Genomic DNA, 16,449 nt, shown 5'->3' on the forward strand with positions numbered 1-16,449 from the left:
CGTGTTACGCGGCTGGACGCGCGATAACGCTACGGGTTTCCATACGAACTTCGGCAATAGTTACGTCAATCACATCCGTGACTTTGTAAACCACTTCACCTTTGATTTGTACGGTACCACTTTCCTGGCTGCAGACCAGTTCGTCACGCACGGCGTGCAGGAAGGGGGCAGGAATAAAGGCAACAGCGCCATTATCAACTAAACGCACGCGCATGCCGCCGCGGCTGACGTCGATGATCTCTGCCGCAAAGCGGGTGTCGGTACCGGCTTTATCACTGAGGAAACGGGCGTATAGCCAGTCACCCACATCACGCTCAGCCATCCGGTTCAGGCGACGACGCTCAGCCATTTGCACGGTGGTATCATCCTGAGGTCGGGCGACGGTTTCGCCTTTGATGACGGCCTTAAGCAGACGGTGGTTGATCATATCGCCATACTTACGGATTGGGGACGTCCAGGTGGCATATGCCTCCAGACCCAGCCCAAAGTGTGGACCTGGCTCAATACTTATTTCAGCGTAAGACTGGAAGCGGCGAATTCGGCTGTCGAGGAAACCGGAAGGCTGTGCATCCAGCTCGCGGCGCAGTTTGCAGAAACCTTCCAGTGTTAGTACTTCTTCGGCATCGACGTGCATACCGTGGGTTTTCAACAGTGCGGCCAGAGCGTCGGCGTTGGCCGGGTCGAATCCCATATGGACGTTATAAATACCGAAGCCCAGCTTGTCGCGAAGCACACGGGCGGCGCAAATATTTGCCGCGATCATGGATTCTTCCACGATACGGTTTGCGATGCGGCGAGGCTCAGCGACGATGTCCAGTACTTCACCTTTTTCACCGAGAACGAAACGGTAATCCGGGCGATCTTTAAAGACCAGCGCGTGGTTATGGCGCCACTCTCCTCGGCTCAGGCAAATACGATGCAGCAGACGAATTTGTTCGGCAATCTCGTCGTTTTCTGGTTGCCACTCGCCTGTACCTTCCAGCCAGTCGGAAACATTGTCATAGGCCAGCTTCGCTTTAGACTCGATGGTTGCGGCGAAGAAGGTGATGTTGTCTTCAATCGTGCCATCGGCGGTAATGCTCATACGACACGCTAAAACCGGGCGCACTTCGTTCGCGCGCAGAGAGCAGAGATCGTCAGACAATTCACGTGGTAACATCGGGATATTGAACCCCGGTAAATAATTGGTGAACGCGCGAATTTTTGCCGTTTTATCCAGCTTGCTGCCTTCTGCAATCCAGGCTGTTGGGTCGGCAATGGCGACGGTTAATTGTAGCGTGCCGTCAGCTTGTTCTTCAGCATACAGCGCATCGTCCATATCTTCGGTGCTGGCGCTGTCGATGGTGACGAAATTGAGGGCGGTTAAATCTTCACGAACCAGGCCTTCGTCCAGCATTTCGGTTGCTACACCGTCTGGTGCTTCTTTTTCCAGATTATGGCGTGCCAGTGTGACCCACCACGGGACAAAGTGGTCATCAGCAAAAGTGATAAATTGGGTTAATTCGGCGTAGAAGGTGCGGTCGCCTTTCAGCGGATGGCGGCGCATTTCTGCAACAGCCCAGTCGCCTTCTTTAAATTCATGTTCAACGCCGCGGGCTGCACGACAAGGAATAGCATCTTTCAGTAACGGATGATCCGGCACGATGGACAGACGATCATTTTTGCCCTGAACTTTACCCACGAAGCGCGTCAGGAAGGGTTCGATCAGTTCTTCCGGCTCAGCAGACTCACGATCTTTTTCTGTATGGATAACCGCAACAATACGGTCGCCATGCATAACTTTTTTCATCTGCGGCGGTGGAATGAAATAGCTTTTTTGTGCATCGACTTCCAGGAAGCCAAAGCCTTTTTCCGTGGCTTTTACCACCCCTTCAGCACGTGGCGTCTGGGAATGTAGTTGCTGTTTAAGCTGCGCTAGCAGCGGGTTGTCCTGAAGCATAATTGTCTATTTTCGTGGCTAAAAGAGCGGCTGACAGTTTTACGCGATTCTGCCAGTGGCAGCAAGCGCTCTTTCAGTAAGTGGATCGGTTAATCAGTGTCGCCCAGCGCGATTTTCAAGCGATTCAACCATCCGCACAATCCACTCCAGGCTAGCAGGTTAATGGCCTGCTCTGAAGAGATTCCCTGATCGAACAAAGGCGTTAACAGTGCGGCGCTAAAGCGGTCGGGCGCCCGGGTCAGCCATTGTACCGCCTGTAGGGTGGCGCGCTCAACCGGATGTCGTTGTTCCCAGCGTTGTAATTCACGTTCATCCTGACGAAGAACGGTAATGGCCTCGGTTAATTCATGAGATGACAACGTTAGTAGTGCAGAGCCAGGGTTTAGCATGGAACGACATGCTTTTGCCATCGCAACAAAACTGTAAGCGCTAATGTCATGCGCAATTTTAAATCCTTCGCGGGTAACTGCGTTTACATAATCGCCATCCAGTTGGTCAGCAGGTGCGAAGCCGATGGAGTGCACGAAACCGTCGAATTTCGGCCAGGTTTTGCTTAGCTCAGCAAACATGGCGTCAATGCTGGCATCTTCAGCCACATCACACTGCAAAACAATGTTGGAGCCTAATTGCGCTGCAAATTCTTCCACACGACCTTTCAGCTTGTCGTTCTGGTAGGTGAACGCCAGTTCGGCGCCTTCGCGATGCATCGCCTGAGCGATTCCCCATGCGATAGACAATTTACTGGCAAGGCCTGTCACCAGAATGCGCTTACCTGATAAAAAACCCATGGCTTTAATCCTTTTGGTTAATGCTTATCTTTTATCAATCAAGTGGTTATGACTGACACGTTAAGCTCACTCGAAATTGGTCTGAAATTATATCCCACGCTTTTGCTTTGTAGAATGGTTATCGACCTCACGTGACCTGTCACTATTTATTGCATGTGAGGAGTATATCGTTCCCCTCTGGTTATAGTTCGGTCAAGCACCTAACGTAGGTGATTAAGAGAAAATACAAGGCTTTAAAGGCACCATAATGGTATTATTAACTGCTAGCTTATGTTTATAAACATGGCAAGGTAGGAACTTTCTTAAAACAAAAAATATGACAGTATTCAGATCGTTATGATATATTGTTTTTATCGATCGATATTGATGCATTGATCGATATTATTGATTGATTGTAGTTAAAAGTGCATTATCAGGATGTTATGATCAATTGGAGTGGTCTTATGCACTATCATTTCATCGCGGAACCGATGAGAGACACAACAGATAAATTACTGGGTGTGGAGATTAACGCCCGGTTTACATCAAATACGGTTCACCCGTTGCATCCAGATTTCATCATTTCAGCGTGGGATAGCGAACAAAAGCGTAATTTCATGCTCGAGCAAATTCGATTAATTGCCGAAAAGCGTGACTGGTTTGAGCGCAACAGCCTTATTTGTACGCTGAACCTCATTGACGAAATGTCGCTGCTGGCGATTGGTGATCCTGCCATCAAGTCGGCCTTACATGCACTACCATTTATTGCACTGGAACTTTCAGAACGTTTTCTGTCGAATACCGTGTGCCTGAATAATCTGCTGATTAATTCACTTCGCGACGGCCCAAACGCATTGTGGTTGGGCGATCTTGGCTCCGGCAGCGTAGGGGCCAGTCCGCTGGTTTGCGGTCGTTTTGACGTTGTGAAACTGGATCGCGATTTCTTCCTGGAACAGGTAGAAAAACCGACGTTCCCGGTGCTGATCAAAAATATCAGGGAATATTGTGACCGTGTTGTGGTGAAGGGTATAAAAACAGCGCGACTTATCGACGAGGCCAGTACCGCAGGTGTCTGGGCAATGCAGGGTGCCCTTTACCCGTCAGTCGCGTTTACCGAAGTTGATACGCTGCTCTTACCCACGTTGTGTCACTGATGGCAGATTGCCCTCCGGTTGAGGAGGGCAGCCGTTTGCTAACGATCTTTCCGCCAGGCATCGGCGGTAAGCGCTTCGCCGAAATGACCTGCGATCAGGCGACGGGTAAGCTCATGAAGAGGGGACGCCAGGACATCCGCTGTACTGCCGCGTTCTACCACTTCGCCCTGGTGCATAACTAATACCTGATCGCTGATGTGCTTCATCATGCCAATATGTTGGGTCACATAGATATACGAAATCCCCTGTTTTTCCTGCAATTCCAGCATCAGATTGATGAGCTGGGAACGCATCGACATATCCAGAGAGGCCAGAGCTTCGTCGGCGATAATGACTTTGGGTCGTAAAATGAGCGCACGGGCAAGGCCCAGGCGCTGTTTTTGCCCCGGGGCCAACATATGCGGGTAATAGCTTACGTGATCGGGCAGCAGTCCTACCATGCGCATGGTCTCCACAATCTGTTTACGACGCTGCTCAGGCTCGAGGTCGGTATTCAGACGTAGCGGAAAATCGAGGATCTGCGAGATACGTTGCCGCGGATTAAGCGATGTTGATGGATCCTGGAAAATCATACGGATCCGCTGGCTACGAAATGAATAATCACCATATTTTAACGGATGATCGTCAATCAGTAGTTCACCGCTGGTGGGTTCAATCATACCCGCCAACATTTTTGCCAGCGTAGATTTCCCTGAACCATTTTCACCAATGACGGCGAGCGTCTGACGTTCACGCAGGGTGAAACTCAGGGGCTTAACGGCCTCAACGGTCTGGCGGCGAAATAAACCTGTCCGGTAGCGAAAGGTTTTGCTCAGATTACGAACTTCGAGCAGGGTTTCTACCATCTCACTCTCTCTCCATGTTCAGCGGGAAATGACAGGCGTAGAGATGATTCTTTGCTCCGGTCAGTCTTGGAGTTTCAATACATTCGCGTTGTGCATAAGGGCAGCGTGGCCCCAGACGACAGCCGATGGGTAATTGTTCCAGCAATGGAATAGCTCCTGGCATGGTATTCAGGCGGCTTTTGTGCGGCATTGCGCTACCAAAATCCGGAATAGCGCGAATCAACGCTTGAGTATAAGGATGATGCGGAATGGTCACCAAATCTTTACTGGGCGCGGTTTCGACCGTTTGTCCGCAGTACATCACGTTGATTTTGTCAGCCCATTGGCTGAGCATTTGCAGGTCATGGCTTATCAACAAAATGGTGGTATTGCTGTTTTGATTCAGACGGGTTAGCAGACGGAAAATTTGCGCCTGAGTGGTTGGCTCCATCGCGTTCGTCGGTTCATCGGCAATCAGCAAACGCGGCTGATTCGCCAGTGCAATAGCGATCATGACCTTCTGGCATTCGCCATCGGTCAGTTCATATGGGAAGCTGCGCATGGCATCTTTATGGTCTTTTATCCCAACGCGGTGCAAGAGTTCAATCGCGCGGCGTTTGCGCCAGCCGATACGTTGCCACCAGCGGCCCTTGTAAGTCCAGGCTGGAATGTTTTGCATTAGCTGCTGCCCGATCCGCTCGGATGGATCGAGACATGACTGCGGCTCCTGAAAGATCATGGAGACGTTATGACCGACCAGTTTGCGTCGTTCACGTGCGGAAAGGCGCAGCAGATCGATATCATCAAAACGCATACGGTCTGCGGTTACGCGCCAGTTATCTTTAGCGACACCGCAAATAGCCTTCGCGATCAGACTTTTGCCGGAGCCCGATTCGCCGACCAGCCCGCGGATTTCACCCTCGTTAAGGGTCATGCTGACGCGATCAACCGCCTTAACCCAGTCGTCGCCGGTTCTGAATTCAATGGTCAGGTTGCGGATATCCAGTAATGGCATTATTCCACCCCCGCAATAATTGCGCGGCGCACGCCGTCACCCAGTAGGTTAACCAGCAGCACGCTTATCATAATCGCTGCGCCTGGCAGCATGACTGTCCACGGTGCGACATAAATCAACTCCAGCGCGTCGCCGAGCATGGCTCCCCATTCCGGGGACGGCAGTTGTGCGCCAAGGTCGAGAAAACCCAGCGCGGCGATATCCAGAATCGCCATCGACAGTGCGCGGGTGATTTCAGTAATAAGACCGGCGGTAATATTGGGCAGAACAGCGAACCACAGAATATTCAGTGTGGTTGCGCCGTCCAGGCGAGCGGCAATGACGTACTCTTTCTCCAGCTCGTCATGCACCATGCTGTAGACGGAGCGTACCATGCGCGGCAGCAGTGCCAGCCAGACGGCAAACATGGCGTGTGTCAGATGCGGCCCGGCAAACGCCACCACAATAATCGCCAGCAGCAGAGAAGGGATCGACAGCAGAGTGTCCAGAATGTGATTCAGTATCGCTGAGCGCAAGCCGTGCGTCGCACCGGCAACTACGCCCAATACAAGGCCACACAGCGTGGCGGCAAGAGTGACGACAAACGCACCGCCAACGGTTGGGGCCGCGCCGCTGAGCAGACGACTTAAAACGTCACGTCCCAGATCGTCAGTTCCGAGGAAGAAAGAGACTTCGCCATAGCGTGACCATGACGGTGGTAAAAGCTGATAGCCGAGAAATTGCTGATCGATGCCGTAAGGGGCAAACCAACCACCAAAAATACACAGAACAGCCAGTCCCGCGCAGCCGTACAGGCCGATCATCGCAGTCGCATCGCCATAGAAATTGCGCCATGCGGTGCGCAACGTACCCGGCGGACGTTTTTCGCTGTAGACGCTATCGTAAGGCATACCATTCCTTATGTTTCAGAGGGTTAGCCATAGCACCCAAAATATCAGAGATGACGTTAACGATGATAACCAGTGAACCAATCACCATAACGCCCGCTGAAATCGCCGCGTAATCCTGCTGGCGAATCGCGTTAATCAGCCAACGGCCAAGACCAGGCCAGCTAAAGACCATCTCGGTGATCATCGCCAGCGTCAGCATGGTGGAAAACTGTAAGCCCAGACGCGGGATCACCGGCGGAAGGGCGTTGTGCAGAACGTGACGACGCAGAATCGTTAATCGTGACAGGCCGCGCGTGGCCGCCGCTTTGACGTAGTTCTGATCAAAGACCTCAATGGTGCTGATACGCATCAGGCGGATGACTTCGGTGGTGGGCGCAACGGAGAGCGTCAGCACCGGGAGCACCATATGACGAATAGCGCTGACCAGCATTTCATCGCGCCATGGCGAGTCTGAGATCCAGGCATCAATAATGGCAAAACCGGTAACGGGTTTCACCTCGTAGAGAAGATCAAAACGCCCTGAAACGGGTAACCAGCCGAGGGTCAGTGAGAAGAGCAATGTCAGCAGCAGCGCCAGCCAAAAAACGGGGATCGAAAACCCCATCAGAGCCAATGCACTGATGCAGCGGTCCTGCCATTTGTTCCGCGTGATACCGGCCAGCATACCAACGGGGATCCCAACCATTAGTGCAAAACCAAAGGCAAGAATGCACAGTTCCATTGTGGCCGGGAACACCTCTTTCAGTTGCTCTGAGATCAACTGACCGTTGATACTGGATACGCCGAAATCCCAGTGAATGAGACCATTGAACCAGAATACCCAGGCGTTCCACAACGATGCTCCCTGTAATGGTGCATGAGGCGTGAAGTAGCTCAGGCTGAATCCAATAAAGGTCAGGAAGAACAGAGTGACCAATAGCAGCAAAAATCGACGCAGGGTGAAGATAATCATGGTTTTTTCACCTCATCTTTCTTTTCCCTGGACACCCCGGCAAAAGAGGCATTGCCGAACGGACTGAGCACCAACCCTTTGATGTCGTAGCGGTAAGCCTGTAGACGCAGTGAAGAGGCCAGCGGCAGGATCGGTAACTCTTGCGCAAGAATATTTTGCGCTTCGTCATAGGCATCAATTCGCGATGAAAGCTGCTGCGAAGAGAGGGCCTTGCGCAGAATGCTGTCAAACTGCGGATTACACCAGTGGGCAAAGTTGGTCTGCGAGTTGATGGCGGCACAGCTGAGTAATGGCCGGAAAAAACTGTCAGGATCGTTACTGTCCGTCGCCCAGCCGGATAACGTCAGATCATGGTTCATATCCATTAATCTCGCCTCCTGAAAACGACCTTCTACCGGGATGATCTTCACTTTCACACCCACCTGAGCCATATCTGCCTGAATCAGCTCTGCGGTTTTCAGCGGACTGGGGTTCCAGGCCTGAGAGCTGGTAGGAACCCAAAGTTGTAACGTCAGATTCTCCAGCCCCAGCGCTTTTAGCTGCTCACGCGATTTTGCCGGGTTGTACTCTGTAATTTTAGCTTCGTTATCATAAGCCCACGAGGCGCGAGGCAAAATAGATGCCGCGGTTTCTGCCGTCCCGTAGTAGATAGACTGCATTAACCGCTGGTTGTTGATCGCCAGCGCCAGCGCATGCCGCACGGCAGGGTTATTCAACGGCGGTTTATTGGTGTTGAACGCCAGATAGGCAATGTTCATCCCCGGGCGCAGCGTCAGACGCAGGCGAGGGTCATCACGCAATATGCTGAGCTGGCTGGCGGCAGGCCAGGCCAGAACGTCGCACTCGCCAGTGAGTAATTTAGATAAGCGTCCGGTTCCACCAGAGCCGAGATCAACGACGACCTGAGGCATCAGAGGAGTGCCACGCCAGAATTTTTCATGTCGCTGCAACCGAATATATTGGCCGGCACGATTCTCCGAAAGCTGGTACGGTCCTGTGCCGACAGGTTGTCTGTCGAGCAGTTCCTGGCGATCCTGTTTTGCCAGATTAGCCGCATATTCCGCCGACATTACGGAGGCATAGTGTGTGGCAAGATGCCACATAAAGGAGGCGTCAGGTTGAGTTAAGCGGAATTCAACGGTGTTGTTGTCCAGTTTGCGCACACTTTGAACGTTATCGGCGAACTGCAGGCTGTCGAAATAGGGGAAATTGCTGCCGTTCACATTGTGCCATGGATGGTGGCGATCAAAGATGCGCTCGAAGGTAAACACCACATCGTCTGCATTCAGTTTGCGGGTGGGGGTGAACCAGGCAGTCTTCTGAAACTGTACGTCACGACGCAGATGGAAGCGGTAGGTTGCGCCGTTATCCAGCACCTCCCAGCTTTCGGCCAGCTCAGGCACCAGTCGATAAGTGTAGGGGTCCACATCTAGCAGTCGGTCATACAATTGTGCCGCTAACGTGTCGACGATGAGACCGCTGCTCGTTTTTTGCGGGTTGAACGTATTGACCTGCCCGCTGACGCAATAGACGAACCCACTGTCACGGATATCAGCGTGCGAAGCTTGCTCAGGCGCAGCAGCAGCCTGACCACTCAGAAATCCAGCCATCACGATCAGAGATGATAAAACCAGGCGCATAATTTTAATGGATTATATAAAGAGGCTATCTTACTAATACTTAATGACATTTGCCATTACCGTTTGTTTTTGGGAGTAACAGGCTCGATAAGCGCGAGTTCAACACCGCGACATGGTCAAAATTCATACCTGCTATCCACTTTGAATCTACTCTGTTAACTATCTTAGCATTTTCATGGCCCATCTGACTTGCTATAAACGCGGCGCAGGATGTGGACAGTTGGCGTAATTTGTTACGGTTTCCTCGCTGTGACAAAATGCGTAAGCGATTACAATGCGTTAGTGTACGAATCAACGGGAATATTTAATAAATGAGCAACTTAGCGGATTATGTCAATGCTATAAAAATAGGCAAAAATGTTATTTGTATTGAGGATGTCAGTAAACGGGATGACATGGCTGAAGTTGAGATTATAAATAAGACATGGCTTCATGATTCGGGAGTGGTTATTCGTTGTTCTCGCGAAAATGAATTGGTTAGATATTCATCAGATTCCTGTCCAGAATGCAGCATTAGATGGCATGTCGTTGATGCGGCAGGTCAGGATATTCGTCCACTGGAGAAAACGTTTCACAATGCTTGCCAGGAGTCGTACTGGTTAAAAGTAAATCGTCAAACGCATCTCCCGGTGTAAACGCTGAGCTAACCAATTACAGCGATGCCAAGCCGCTCCATGAGCAACGATGCCTGGTAGTTGTCTAACTTAACGCCTTGTAAATCAACACCCCGAATATCTAAGTCACCTAACTCCGAATTGGTCAGATCGCAATGTGTGAAGTTTCCTGCTCGCCAGTCGAAAGTCGAAAACTCGCCGCCGGAGAGATCTGAACCACTGAACGTCGCACCCAGTACCTGAGTCCCCATCCAGCGGTTTTCCCATAGCTCACACTTTTCCAACACGACTTTCGAAAAATTGGCGTAGCTTAGATTGGTATTAGTGATATATGCGCTGCAAAACCAGGTACGCGTGGTGATCATATTCATAAAGCTTGCACCGCGAAAATCTGCGCCTTGTGCGCGGCAGTGGCGAATTTCAATGCCCAATGCGCTGACGTTGCGGAAATCTGCCATTGATAAATCACAGCTTTTGAAAATGGCATCTTTCAGCATTGCGCGACTAAAATTGCACCCTTTCTGACTTTCGCGATCATAGAACTGGCAGCCGATAAATTCAGTGCCGCTCAGGTCGGCACCTGAAAAATCGCAGTTAAAAAATGTACTATTTTCAACTTTCTCACCGGTGAAGCGGTTTCTGTCAATTTTTTCGCCAACTAATGCCAGAGTCATATCTATGCCTGTGTTTTTATACAGTAATGACGCCATGGTAAACCTTATGACGTTATGCGTCAAACCCGCCAGTATGACACCTGCAAATGCGTATTAGATCTGGTGTTTCTTCAGCAAGGCACGTAGCTGATGATAAGTCAGACCCAGTAATTCAGCGGCTTTTTTCTGGTTAAATTTAGCCTGCTGTAAGCTGGTTTGTAGAAAGTCTTTCTCTTGCTGCTGCTGGAATTCACGCAGATCCAGCGGTAATGCGACAGACATCGGTTTAGTTTCCACTGTCTGTTGCGGTGTAGTGTGGCGGCGGAACGGGTCAATGATTATCTCATCCAGCGGGTAATCACTGGTCCCATGTCGATAAACGGATCGCTCCACAACGTTTTTCAGTTCACGAATATTACCCGGCCAACGGTAGTGGAGGAGCGTCTCTCTGGCTTCGGCACTAAAACCCGGAAACAGTGGTAGCCCGATCTCGCGGCACATCTGAATGGCAAAATGTTCGGCCATTAACATGATATCGCTTTGGCGTTCGCGTAACGGTGGGAGTTGCACTACGTCAAATGCCAAACGATCCAGCAGGTCCGCGCGAAAAGTGCCTTCGCTGACCATGCGAGGTAAGTCGGCATTGGTTGCACAAACAAGTCGTACGTTAACCTGCAACGGCTGGCTGCCGCCAACACGCTCCAGCTCGCCATATTCAATAACCCGCAGCAATTTTTCCTGCACCAACATCGGGGCGGTTGCCAGTTCATCGAGAAACAGCGTACCGCCGTCGGCGCGTTCGAAACGTCCTGGATGGCGTTTTTGCGCGCCGGTAAAGGCACCTGCTTCGTGACCAAACAGTTCGGAATCAAGTAAGTTCTCGTTGAGCGCTGCGCAGTTAAGCGAAATAAACGGGCCTTGCCAGCGTGTGGAGAGGTAGTGCAGGCGGTTGGCAATAAGCTCTTTCCCGGTCCCGCGCTCACCGATAACCAATACGGGTTTATCCAGTGGCGCCAGTTGAGAAACCTGCTCCAGCACTTCAATAAAGCTGTTTGCTTCACCCAGAAGATTATCTTTGTATCCTGCCATGATGAAATTCACCATTTGTTAGTGTTATTCACCAATTTACGCTAATTAGTCTGGCAGGTAAAATTATATAATTACAATAAAATCAAATAACTAAAAAGTTGGCATGCGAAGTGCATTGCAACAGCAGCAGGGCATTGCCCGATATCAGAACAGTAAGTGAGGATTACATTATGGGTATTTTTTCTCGTTTTGCCGACATCGTGAACGCCAACATTAATGCGTTGCTGGAAAAGGCTGAAGATCCGCAGAAGCTGGTGCGGTTGATGATCCAGGAAATGGAAGACACGCTGGTTGAGGTACGTTCCAACTCAGCGCGTGCGCTAGCAGAAAAGAAACAATTATCTCGCCGTATTGAACAGGCCAGCGCGCAACAGGCAGAGTGGCAAGAAAAAGCTGAACTGGCGCTGCGCAAAGAGAAAGAAGATCTGGCGCGTTCTGCGTTAATTGAAAAGCAAAAACTGACCGATTTAATTGCCTCTCTGGAACATGAGGTGACACTGGTTGACGATACGCTGGCGCGTATGAAAAAAGAGATCGGTGAGCTGGAAAATAAACTCAGTGAAACCCGTGCTCGTCAGCAGGCGCTGATGCTGCGTCATCAGGCAGCGAGTTCTTCGCGTGATGTTCGTCGTCAACTGGACAGCGGTAAACTTGATGAAGCGATGGCGCGTTTTGAATCTTTCGAGCGTCGAATCGATCAGATGGAAGCCGAGGCTGAAAGCCATAACTTCGGTAAACAGAAGTCCCTGGATCAGCAATTTGCTGACCTGAAAGCAGATGATGAAATCAGCGAGCAGCTGGCGCAACTTAAAGCCAAAATGCAGCAAGACAAGCAATAATAACATCTGGCGGCGCCTGAACGCGCCGCCGCTCATCACCTGTAAGGAGTACTCATGAGCGCGCTATTTCTGGCTATCCCGTTAACCATCTTTGTGCTGTTTGTTTTACCGATTTGGCTCTGGCTGCATTACAGCAACCGTTCCAGTCGAGGCGAACTGTCGCAAAGTGAACAGCAACGTCTGGTCGAACTCAACAATGACGCACAGCGGATGCGTGAGCGTATTCAGGCGCTGGAAGACATCCTTGATGCTGAACATCCAAACTGGAGGGACCGCTAATGGGAGGCATTAACCTGAACAAAAAACTGTGGCGTATTCCGCAGCAGGGCATGGTGAAGGGGGTTTGCGCAGGTATTGCGCATTATCTCGATGTGCCAGTGAAGCTGGTACGGATCCTGGTGGTGTTGTCAGTCTTTTTTGGCCTGGCCTTTTTCACCTTCGTCGCTTACATCGTGCTGACCTTTGTGTTGGATCCGATGCCGGATAATGTGGTTTCCGGCGAGCAGCAGCCATCAAGCGGTGAGCTGTTGGATACCGTCGATCGTGAGCTGGCGGCTAGTGAAAAGCGTTTGCGTGAAATGGAACGTTATGTGACGTCCGATACTTTTTCATTACGTAGTCGCTTCCGCCAATTGTGAGGTTAGAAATGAACAATCGCTGGCAACGTGCCGGGCAAAGGGTTAAGCCGGGCTTTAAAATAGCAGGTAAGCTGGTGCTTTTGACCGCGCTTCGCTACGGCCCGGCGGGGGTAGCAGGGTGGGCGGTGAAATCCGTAGCCCGACGCCCGCTAAAAATGCTGCTGGCGTTGGTTCTGGAACCGGTGTTGAGTCGGGCTGCGGCAAAATTGTCGAAACGCTATTCAGGTAATCAACCCTGATATTTGAATCAACAAAAGCAAGCAACAATTAATCAACATTCCCTCAGTTAATTTGCGGCAGCTCACAAATACGATTTTTTGGCTGCCAAAATTCTTTTTTTATCCCCCTCCAGACCACCTCAGCTGATTGACAGCTTATTTCCCGCAGAGTAGTCTCTTGATTCATGGGACCGCTACCACGAGAATCAAAGGTGAACCAAAAAATCCAAAAATGCCTGACAGAAGTTTATGGTCATACATTTACTTCATGCCACTATGAAGCGCTGCTTGCACGTTTAGAGAAATCACAGGGATTAATTAAAAAAATCCGTAAAGCGCATTGGGACGAGGGCGATGTGGTGCTTATTACCTACGCCGATCAATTCCACGGGGCGGGTAAAAAATCGTTACCGACGTTTAATCAGTTTTATAATGAATGGCTTAAGTCGACATTTTCTCATGTGCATCTTCTGCCATTTTATCCGTGGTCATCGGATGATGGTTTTTCCGTGATTAATTACCATCAGGTTGCCGAAGAAACCGGTGACTGGAATGATATTAAGGAATTAGGTGAATCCAGTCGACTGATGTTTGATTTTGTTTGTAACCATATGTCAGCTAAGAGCGAGTGGTTTAATAATTATTTGCAACAGCTTGACGGTTATGAAAATTTCTTTATTGCAATGGATCCTGATACGGACCTGAGCAACGTCACACGTCCACGCGCATTACCGTTACTGACACCTTTTACGCTAAAAGATAACACCGTGCGTCACTTATGGACGACGTTCAGCGATGACCAGATCGATCTCAACTATGCCAACCCGGTGGTGTTACTGGCGATGGTCGATGTGCTGCTGAGCTATCTTGAGCAGGGCGCAGATTATGTTCGCCTGGACGCGGTTGGCTTTATGTGGAAAGAGCCTGGAACGAGCTGTATTCATCTGGAAAAAACGCATCAGCTTATCAAACTATTCCGCGCTATTGCTGACTGCGCAGCGCCTGGTACGGCGATTATTACCGAAACCAACGTCCCGCATAAGGATAACGTGTCCTACTACGGTAATGGCCATGATGAAGCGCATATGGTGTACCAGTTCTCGCTGCCGCCGCTGGTGCTGCATGCGGTACAACGCCAGGATACGTCGACATTGTGCCAGTGGGCGCAATCACTGGCGCTGCCATCAGACGAGACCACCTGGTTTAATTTTCTCGCATCGCATGACGGCATTGGTCTCAACCCGTTACGCGGTTTGTTGCCTGAAGATGAGATCATGCGGCTGGTGACAGAACTACAACAGGAAGGCGCGCTGGTTAACTGGAAAAATAACCCTGACGGCAGTCGCAGTCCGTATGAAATTAACGTGACATATATGGATGCGCTGACGCCTGGTAATTGTAGCGATACCGAACGGTTTTCTCGCTTTATTCTCGCACATGCCATTTTGCTGAGTTTTCCAGGCGTGCCGGCGGTTTACATTCAAAGCATCCTTGGATCACGCAATGATTATAAAGGTGTTGAGACGTTCGGTTATAATCGTGCGATAAACCGCACAAAATATCAGGTAAGACAAATAGAAACGGAGCTGAAAGATGAAACCAGTTTGCGTCACGCTATTTATCATGAGTTATCCCGACTAATTGTAATACGTCGTAATAATAAAGCATTTCATCCTGATAGTGACTTTAAAATTAGCAGTATTACACCGTCTGTAATGCAAATTAAACGTACGGCGGAAACTGGTGAGGAAATTACCGGATTATTTAATGTCTGCGACCATACTCAAACCATTCGTATTGACATTGAAAATGGAGTTGATTTGATTAGCGGTAAAACTATTTCAGGTAAGGAATTAACGTTGTACGCCTGGCAGGTCATGTGGGTTAAGTAATAAAAAGGAACATTTCATGCTTAAAGCTAAAATTGTGCTGATTTCAGCACTGGTTTCCTGCGCCCTGGTTTCCGGGTGTAAGGATGATAAAAAGTCCTCTGTCGCGATTGAATTTATGCACTCTTCTGTTGAGCAGGAGCGGCAAGCGGTTATTGCAAAACTGATTGAGCGTTTTGAAAAAGAAAACCCGGGTATCAGCGTCAAACAGGTCCCTGTGGAAGAAGATGCGTACAACACTAAGGTTATCACCCTCGCGCGCAGCGGTTCACTGCCTGAAGTCATTGAAACCAGCCATGACTACGCGAAAGTTATGGATAAAGAATCCCTCATTGATCGTAAAGCGGTAGCGCAGGTCATCAACGGCGTAGGTGAAGGGACTTTTTATGATGGCGTCCTGCGTATTGTACGCACTGAAGACGGTAGTGCATGGACCGGGGTTCCGGTCAGCGCCTGGATTGGCGGGATCTGGTACCGCAAAGATGTGCTGGCAAAAGCCGGGCTGGAAGAGCCAAAAGACTGGCAGCAATTACTAAACGTGGCACAGAAACTCAACAATCCTGGCAGTAAGAAATACGGCATTGCGCTGCCTACGGCAGAAAGCGTTTTGACCGAACAGTCATTCTCCCAGTTCGCGCTCTCTAACCAGGCCAACGTTTTTGATGCGCAGGGAAAGATTACGCTCGACACACCTGAGATGGCGCAGGCGTTGCAGTATTACCGCCAACTTGCCATGAACACCATGCCTGGCTCTAACGACATCATGGAAGTCAAAGATGCTTTCATGAACGGCACGGCGCCAATGGCGATTTATTCCACCTATATCCTCCCGGCGGTGATCAAAGAGGGTGATCCTAAAAATGTTGGCTTTATGGTGCCGACGGAAAAAAATTCCGCTGTTTACGGCATGCTGACGTCGCTAACCATTACCGCAGGTCAAAAAACCGAAGAAACAGAAGCGGCAGAGAAATTTGTCACCTTTATGGAGCAGGCAGACAACATTGCGGACTGGGTCATGATGTCGCCAGGGGCGGCGCTGCCGGTCAACAAAGCGGTGGTGAATACCTCGACATGGAAAGATAACGCCGTTATCAAAGCGCTGGGTGAATTGCCCGATCAACTGATTGCTGAACTGCCAAATATTCAGGTCTTTGGCGCCGTCGGTGATAAGAACTTTACCCGCATGGGCGACGTAACCGGCTCCGGCATCGTGAGTACCATGGTGCACAACGTCACGGTAGGAAAAGCTGACCTTTCATCGACCATCAAGGCAAGCCAGACAAAACTGGATGACCTCGTTGAACAGCGCTAATGGGGAAATGGAAAGC

At 50.2% G+C, this 16,449-nt stretch carries 16 protein-coding genes and 2 pseudogenes; 8 read left to right on the forward strand and 10 right to left on the reverse strand.

Annotated elements, in window-relative coordinates; all coding sequences use genetic code 11:
* Window positions 1-4: 4 nt before the first annotated feature.
* The 3 genes and pseudogenes from OGY83_RS04015 to OGY83_RS04025 all read right to left on the reverse strand — a co-directional run.
* Window positions 5-1,939, reverse strand: coding sequence for an exoribonuclease II (locus tag OGY83_RS04015; protein ID WP_286635319.1), 1,935 nt, complete (start codon window positions 1,937-1,939; stop codon window positions 5-7).
* An 89-nt stretch (window positions 1,940-2,028) separates the two neighbouring features.
* A pseudogene (locus tag OGY83_RS04020) lies at window positions 2,029-2,295 on the reverse strand (carboxymuconolactone decarboxylase family protein); the annotation flags it as partial.
* A pseudogene (locus tag OGY83_RS04025) lies at window positions 2,293-2,727 on the reverse strand (SDR family oxidoreductase); the annotation flags it as partial. The pseudogenes OGY83_RS04025 and OGY83_RS04020, both read right to left, overlap by 3 nt.
* Before the next feature lie 443 nt (window positions 2,728-3,170).
* On the opposite strand from OGY83_RS04025, the gene OGY83_RS04030 reads away from it, so the two are divergent.
* Window positions 3,171-3,860 (forward strand): EAL domain-containing protein, encoded by a 690-nt coding sequence (locus OGY83_RS04030; protein ID WP_191235292.1) that lies wholly within the window; start codon window positions 3,171-3,173, stop codon window positions 3,858-3,860.
* A 38-nt stretch (window positions 3,861-3,898) separates the two neighbouring features.
* On the opposite strand, the gene sapF is transcribed toward OGY83_RS04030, so the two are convergent.
* The 5 genes from sapF to sapA are packed head-to-tail and all read right to left on the reverse strand — an operon-like array spanning window position 3,899 to window position 9,181.
* On the reverse strand, window positions 3,899-4,705 hold the full coding sequence (sapF, locus tag OGY83_RS04035; protein WP_003020558.1) for a peptide ABC transporter ATP-binding protein SapF: 807 nt from the start codon (window positions 4,703-4,705) through the stop codon (window positions 3,899-3,901).
* 1 nt (window position 4,706) lies between these two features.
* Window positions 4,707-5,699, reverse strand: a complete 993-nt coding sequence (sapD, locus tag OGY83_RS04040; protein ID WP_079937368.1) for a peptide ABC transporter ATP-binding protein SapD — start codon at window positions 5,697-5,699, stop codon at window positions 4,707-4,709.
* The gene (sapC, locus tag OGY83_RS04045) at window positions 5,699-6,589 is read right to left on the reverse strand and encodes a peptide ABC transporter permease SapC (RefSeq protein WP_123267296.1); all 891 of its coding nucleotides are present in this window, start codon (window positions 6,587-6,589) and stop codon (window positions 5,699-5,701) included. The genes sapD and sapC overlap by 1 nt, the downstream gene beginning before the upstream one ends.
* The gene (gene sapB / locus OGY83_RS04050) at window positions 6,576-7,541 is read right to left on the reverse strand and encodes a peptide ABC transporter permease SapB (protein WP_003020545.1); all 966 of its coding nucleotides are present in this window, start codon (window positions 7,539-7,541) and stop codon (window positions 6,576-6,578) included. The genes sapC and sapB overlap by 14 nt, the downstream gene beginning before the upstream one ends.
* A complete protein-coding gene (gene sapA / locus OGY83_RS04055; RefSeq protein ID WP_059572902.1) occupies window positions 7,538-9,181 on the reverse strand; it encodes an ABC transporter substrate-binding protein SapA in 1,644 nt (547 codons plus the stop codon). Before sapA ends, sapB begins: the two co-directional genes overlap by 4 nt.
* A gap of 311 nt (window positions 9,182-9,492) precedes the next feature.
* On the opposite strand from sapA, the gene OGY83_RS04060 reads away from it, so the two are divergent.
* Complete coding sequence (locus OGY83_RS04060) at window positions 9,493-9,816, forward strand: hypothetical protein (protein ID WP_079937366.1); 324 nt, start codon at window positions 9,493-9,495, stop codon at window positions 9,814-9,816.
* Window positions 9,817-9,824: 8 nt separating this feature from the next.
* Here OGY83_RS04060 and OGY83_RS04065 read toward each other — a convergent pair whose 3' ends face one another.
* Both OGY83_RS04065 and pspF read right to left on the reverse strand, forming a co-directional pair.
* On the reverse strand, window positions 9,825-10,469 hold the full coding sequence (locus tag OGY83_RS04065; protein WP_286635320.1) for a QnrB family quinolone resistance pentapeptide repeat protein: 645 nt from the start codon (window positions 10,467-10,469) through the stop codon (window positions 9,825-9,827).
* A 93-nt stretch (window positions 10,470-10,562) separates the two neighbouring features.
* Window positions 10,563-11,552: a phage shock protein operon transcriptional activator gene (gene pspF / locus OGY83_RS04070; protein WP_172313080.1), complete on the reverse strand. Its 990-nt coding sequence runs from the start codon at window positions 11,550-11,552 to the stop codon at window positions 10,563-10,565.
* Between the two features lie 155 nt (window positions 11,553-11,707).
* Between pspF and pspA the strand changes: the two genes are divergently transcribed.
* The 6 genes from pspA to OGY83_RS04100 all read left to right on the forward strand — a co-directional run bounded on the left by pspA (window position 11,708) and on the right by OGY83_RS04100 (window position 16,433).
* Entirely contained in the window at window positions 11,708-12,376 is a 669-nt protein-coding gene (gene pspA, locus OGY83_RS04075; RefSeq protein WP_003020532.1) for a phage shock protein PspA, read from the forward strand.
* A gap of 54 nt (window positions 12,377-12,430) precedes the next feature.
* Window positions 12,431-12,655: an envelope stress response membrane protein PspB gene (gene pspB, locus OGY83_RS04080; RefSeq protein WP_079937363.1), complete on the forward strand. Its 225-nt coding sequence runs from the start codon at window positions 12,431-12,433 to the stop codon at window positions 12,653-12,655.
* Entirely contained in the window at window positions 12,655-13,014 is a 360-nt protein-coding gene (pspC, locus tag OGY83_RS04085; RefSeq protein ID WP_286635321.1) for an envelope stress response membrane protein PspC, read from the forward strand. Before pspB ends, pspC begins: the two co-directional genes overlap by 1 nt.
* Before the next feature lie 8 nt (window positions 13,015-13,022).
* Window positions 13,023-13,253, forward strand: coding sequence for a phage shock protein PspD (gene pspD, locus OGY83_RS04090; protein ID WP_003833267.1), 231 nt, complete (start codon window positions 13,023-13,025; stop codon window positions 13,251-13,253).
* A gap of 191 nt (window positions 13,254-13,444) precedes the next feature.
* Complete coding sequence (locus tag OGY83_RS04095) at window positions 13,445-15,124, forward strand: sugar phosphorylase (protein WP_286635322.1); 1,680 nt, start codon at window positions 13,445-13,447, stop codon at window positions 15,122-15,124.
* 16 nt (window positions 15,125-15,140) lie between these two features.
* Entirely contained in the window at window positions 15,141-16,433 is a 1,293-nt protein-coding gene (locus OGY83_RS04100; protein ID WP_003840753.1) for an ABC transporter substrate-binding protein, read from the forward strand.
* Window positions 16,434-16,449: the final 16 nt, after the last annotated feature.

It is taken from the genome of Citrobacter sp. Cpo090 (assembly GCF_030332665.1).
Lineage (GTDB): Bacteria > Pseudomonadota > Gammaproteobacteria > Enterobacterales > Enterobacteriaceae > Citrobacter > Citrobacter portucalensis.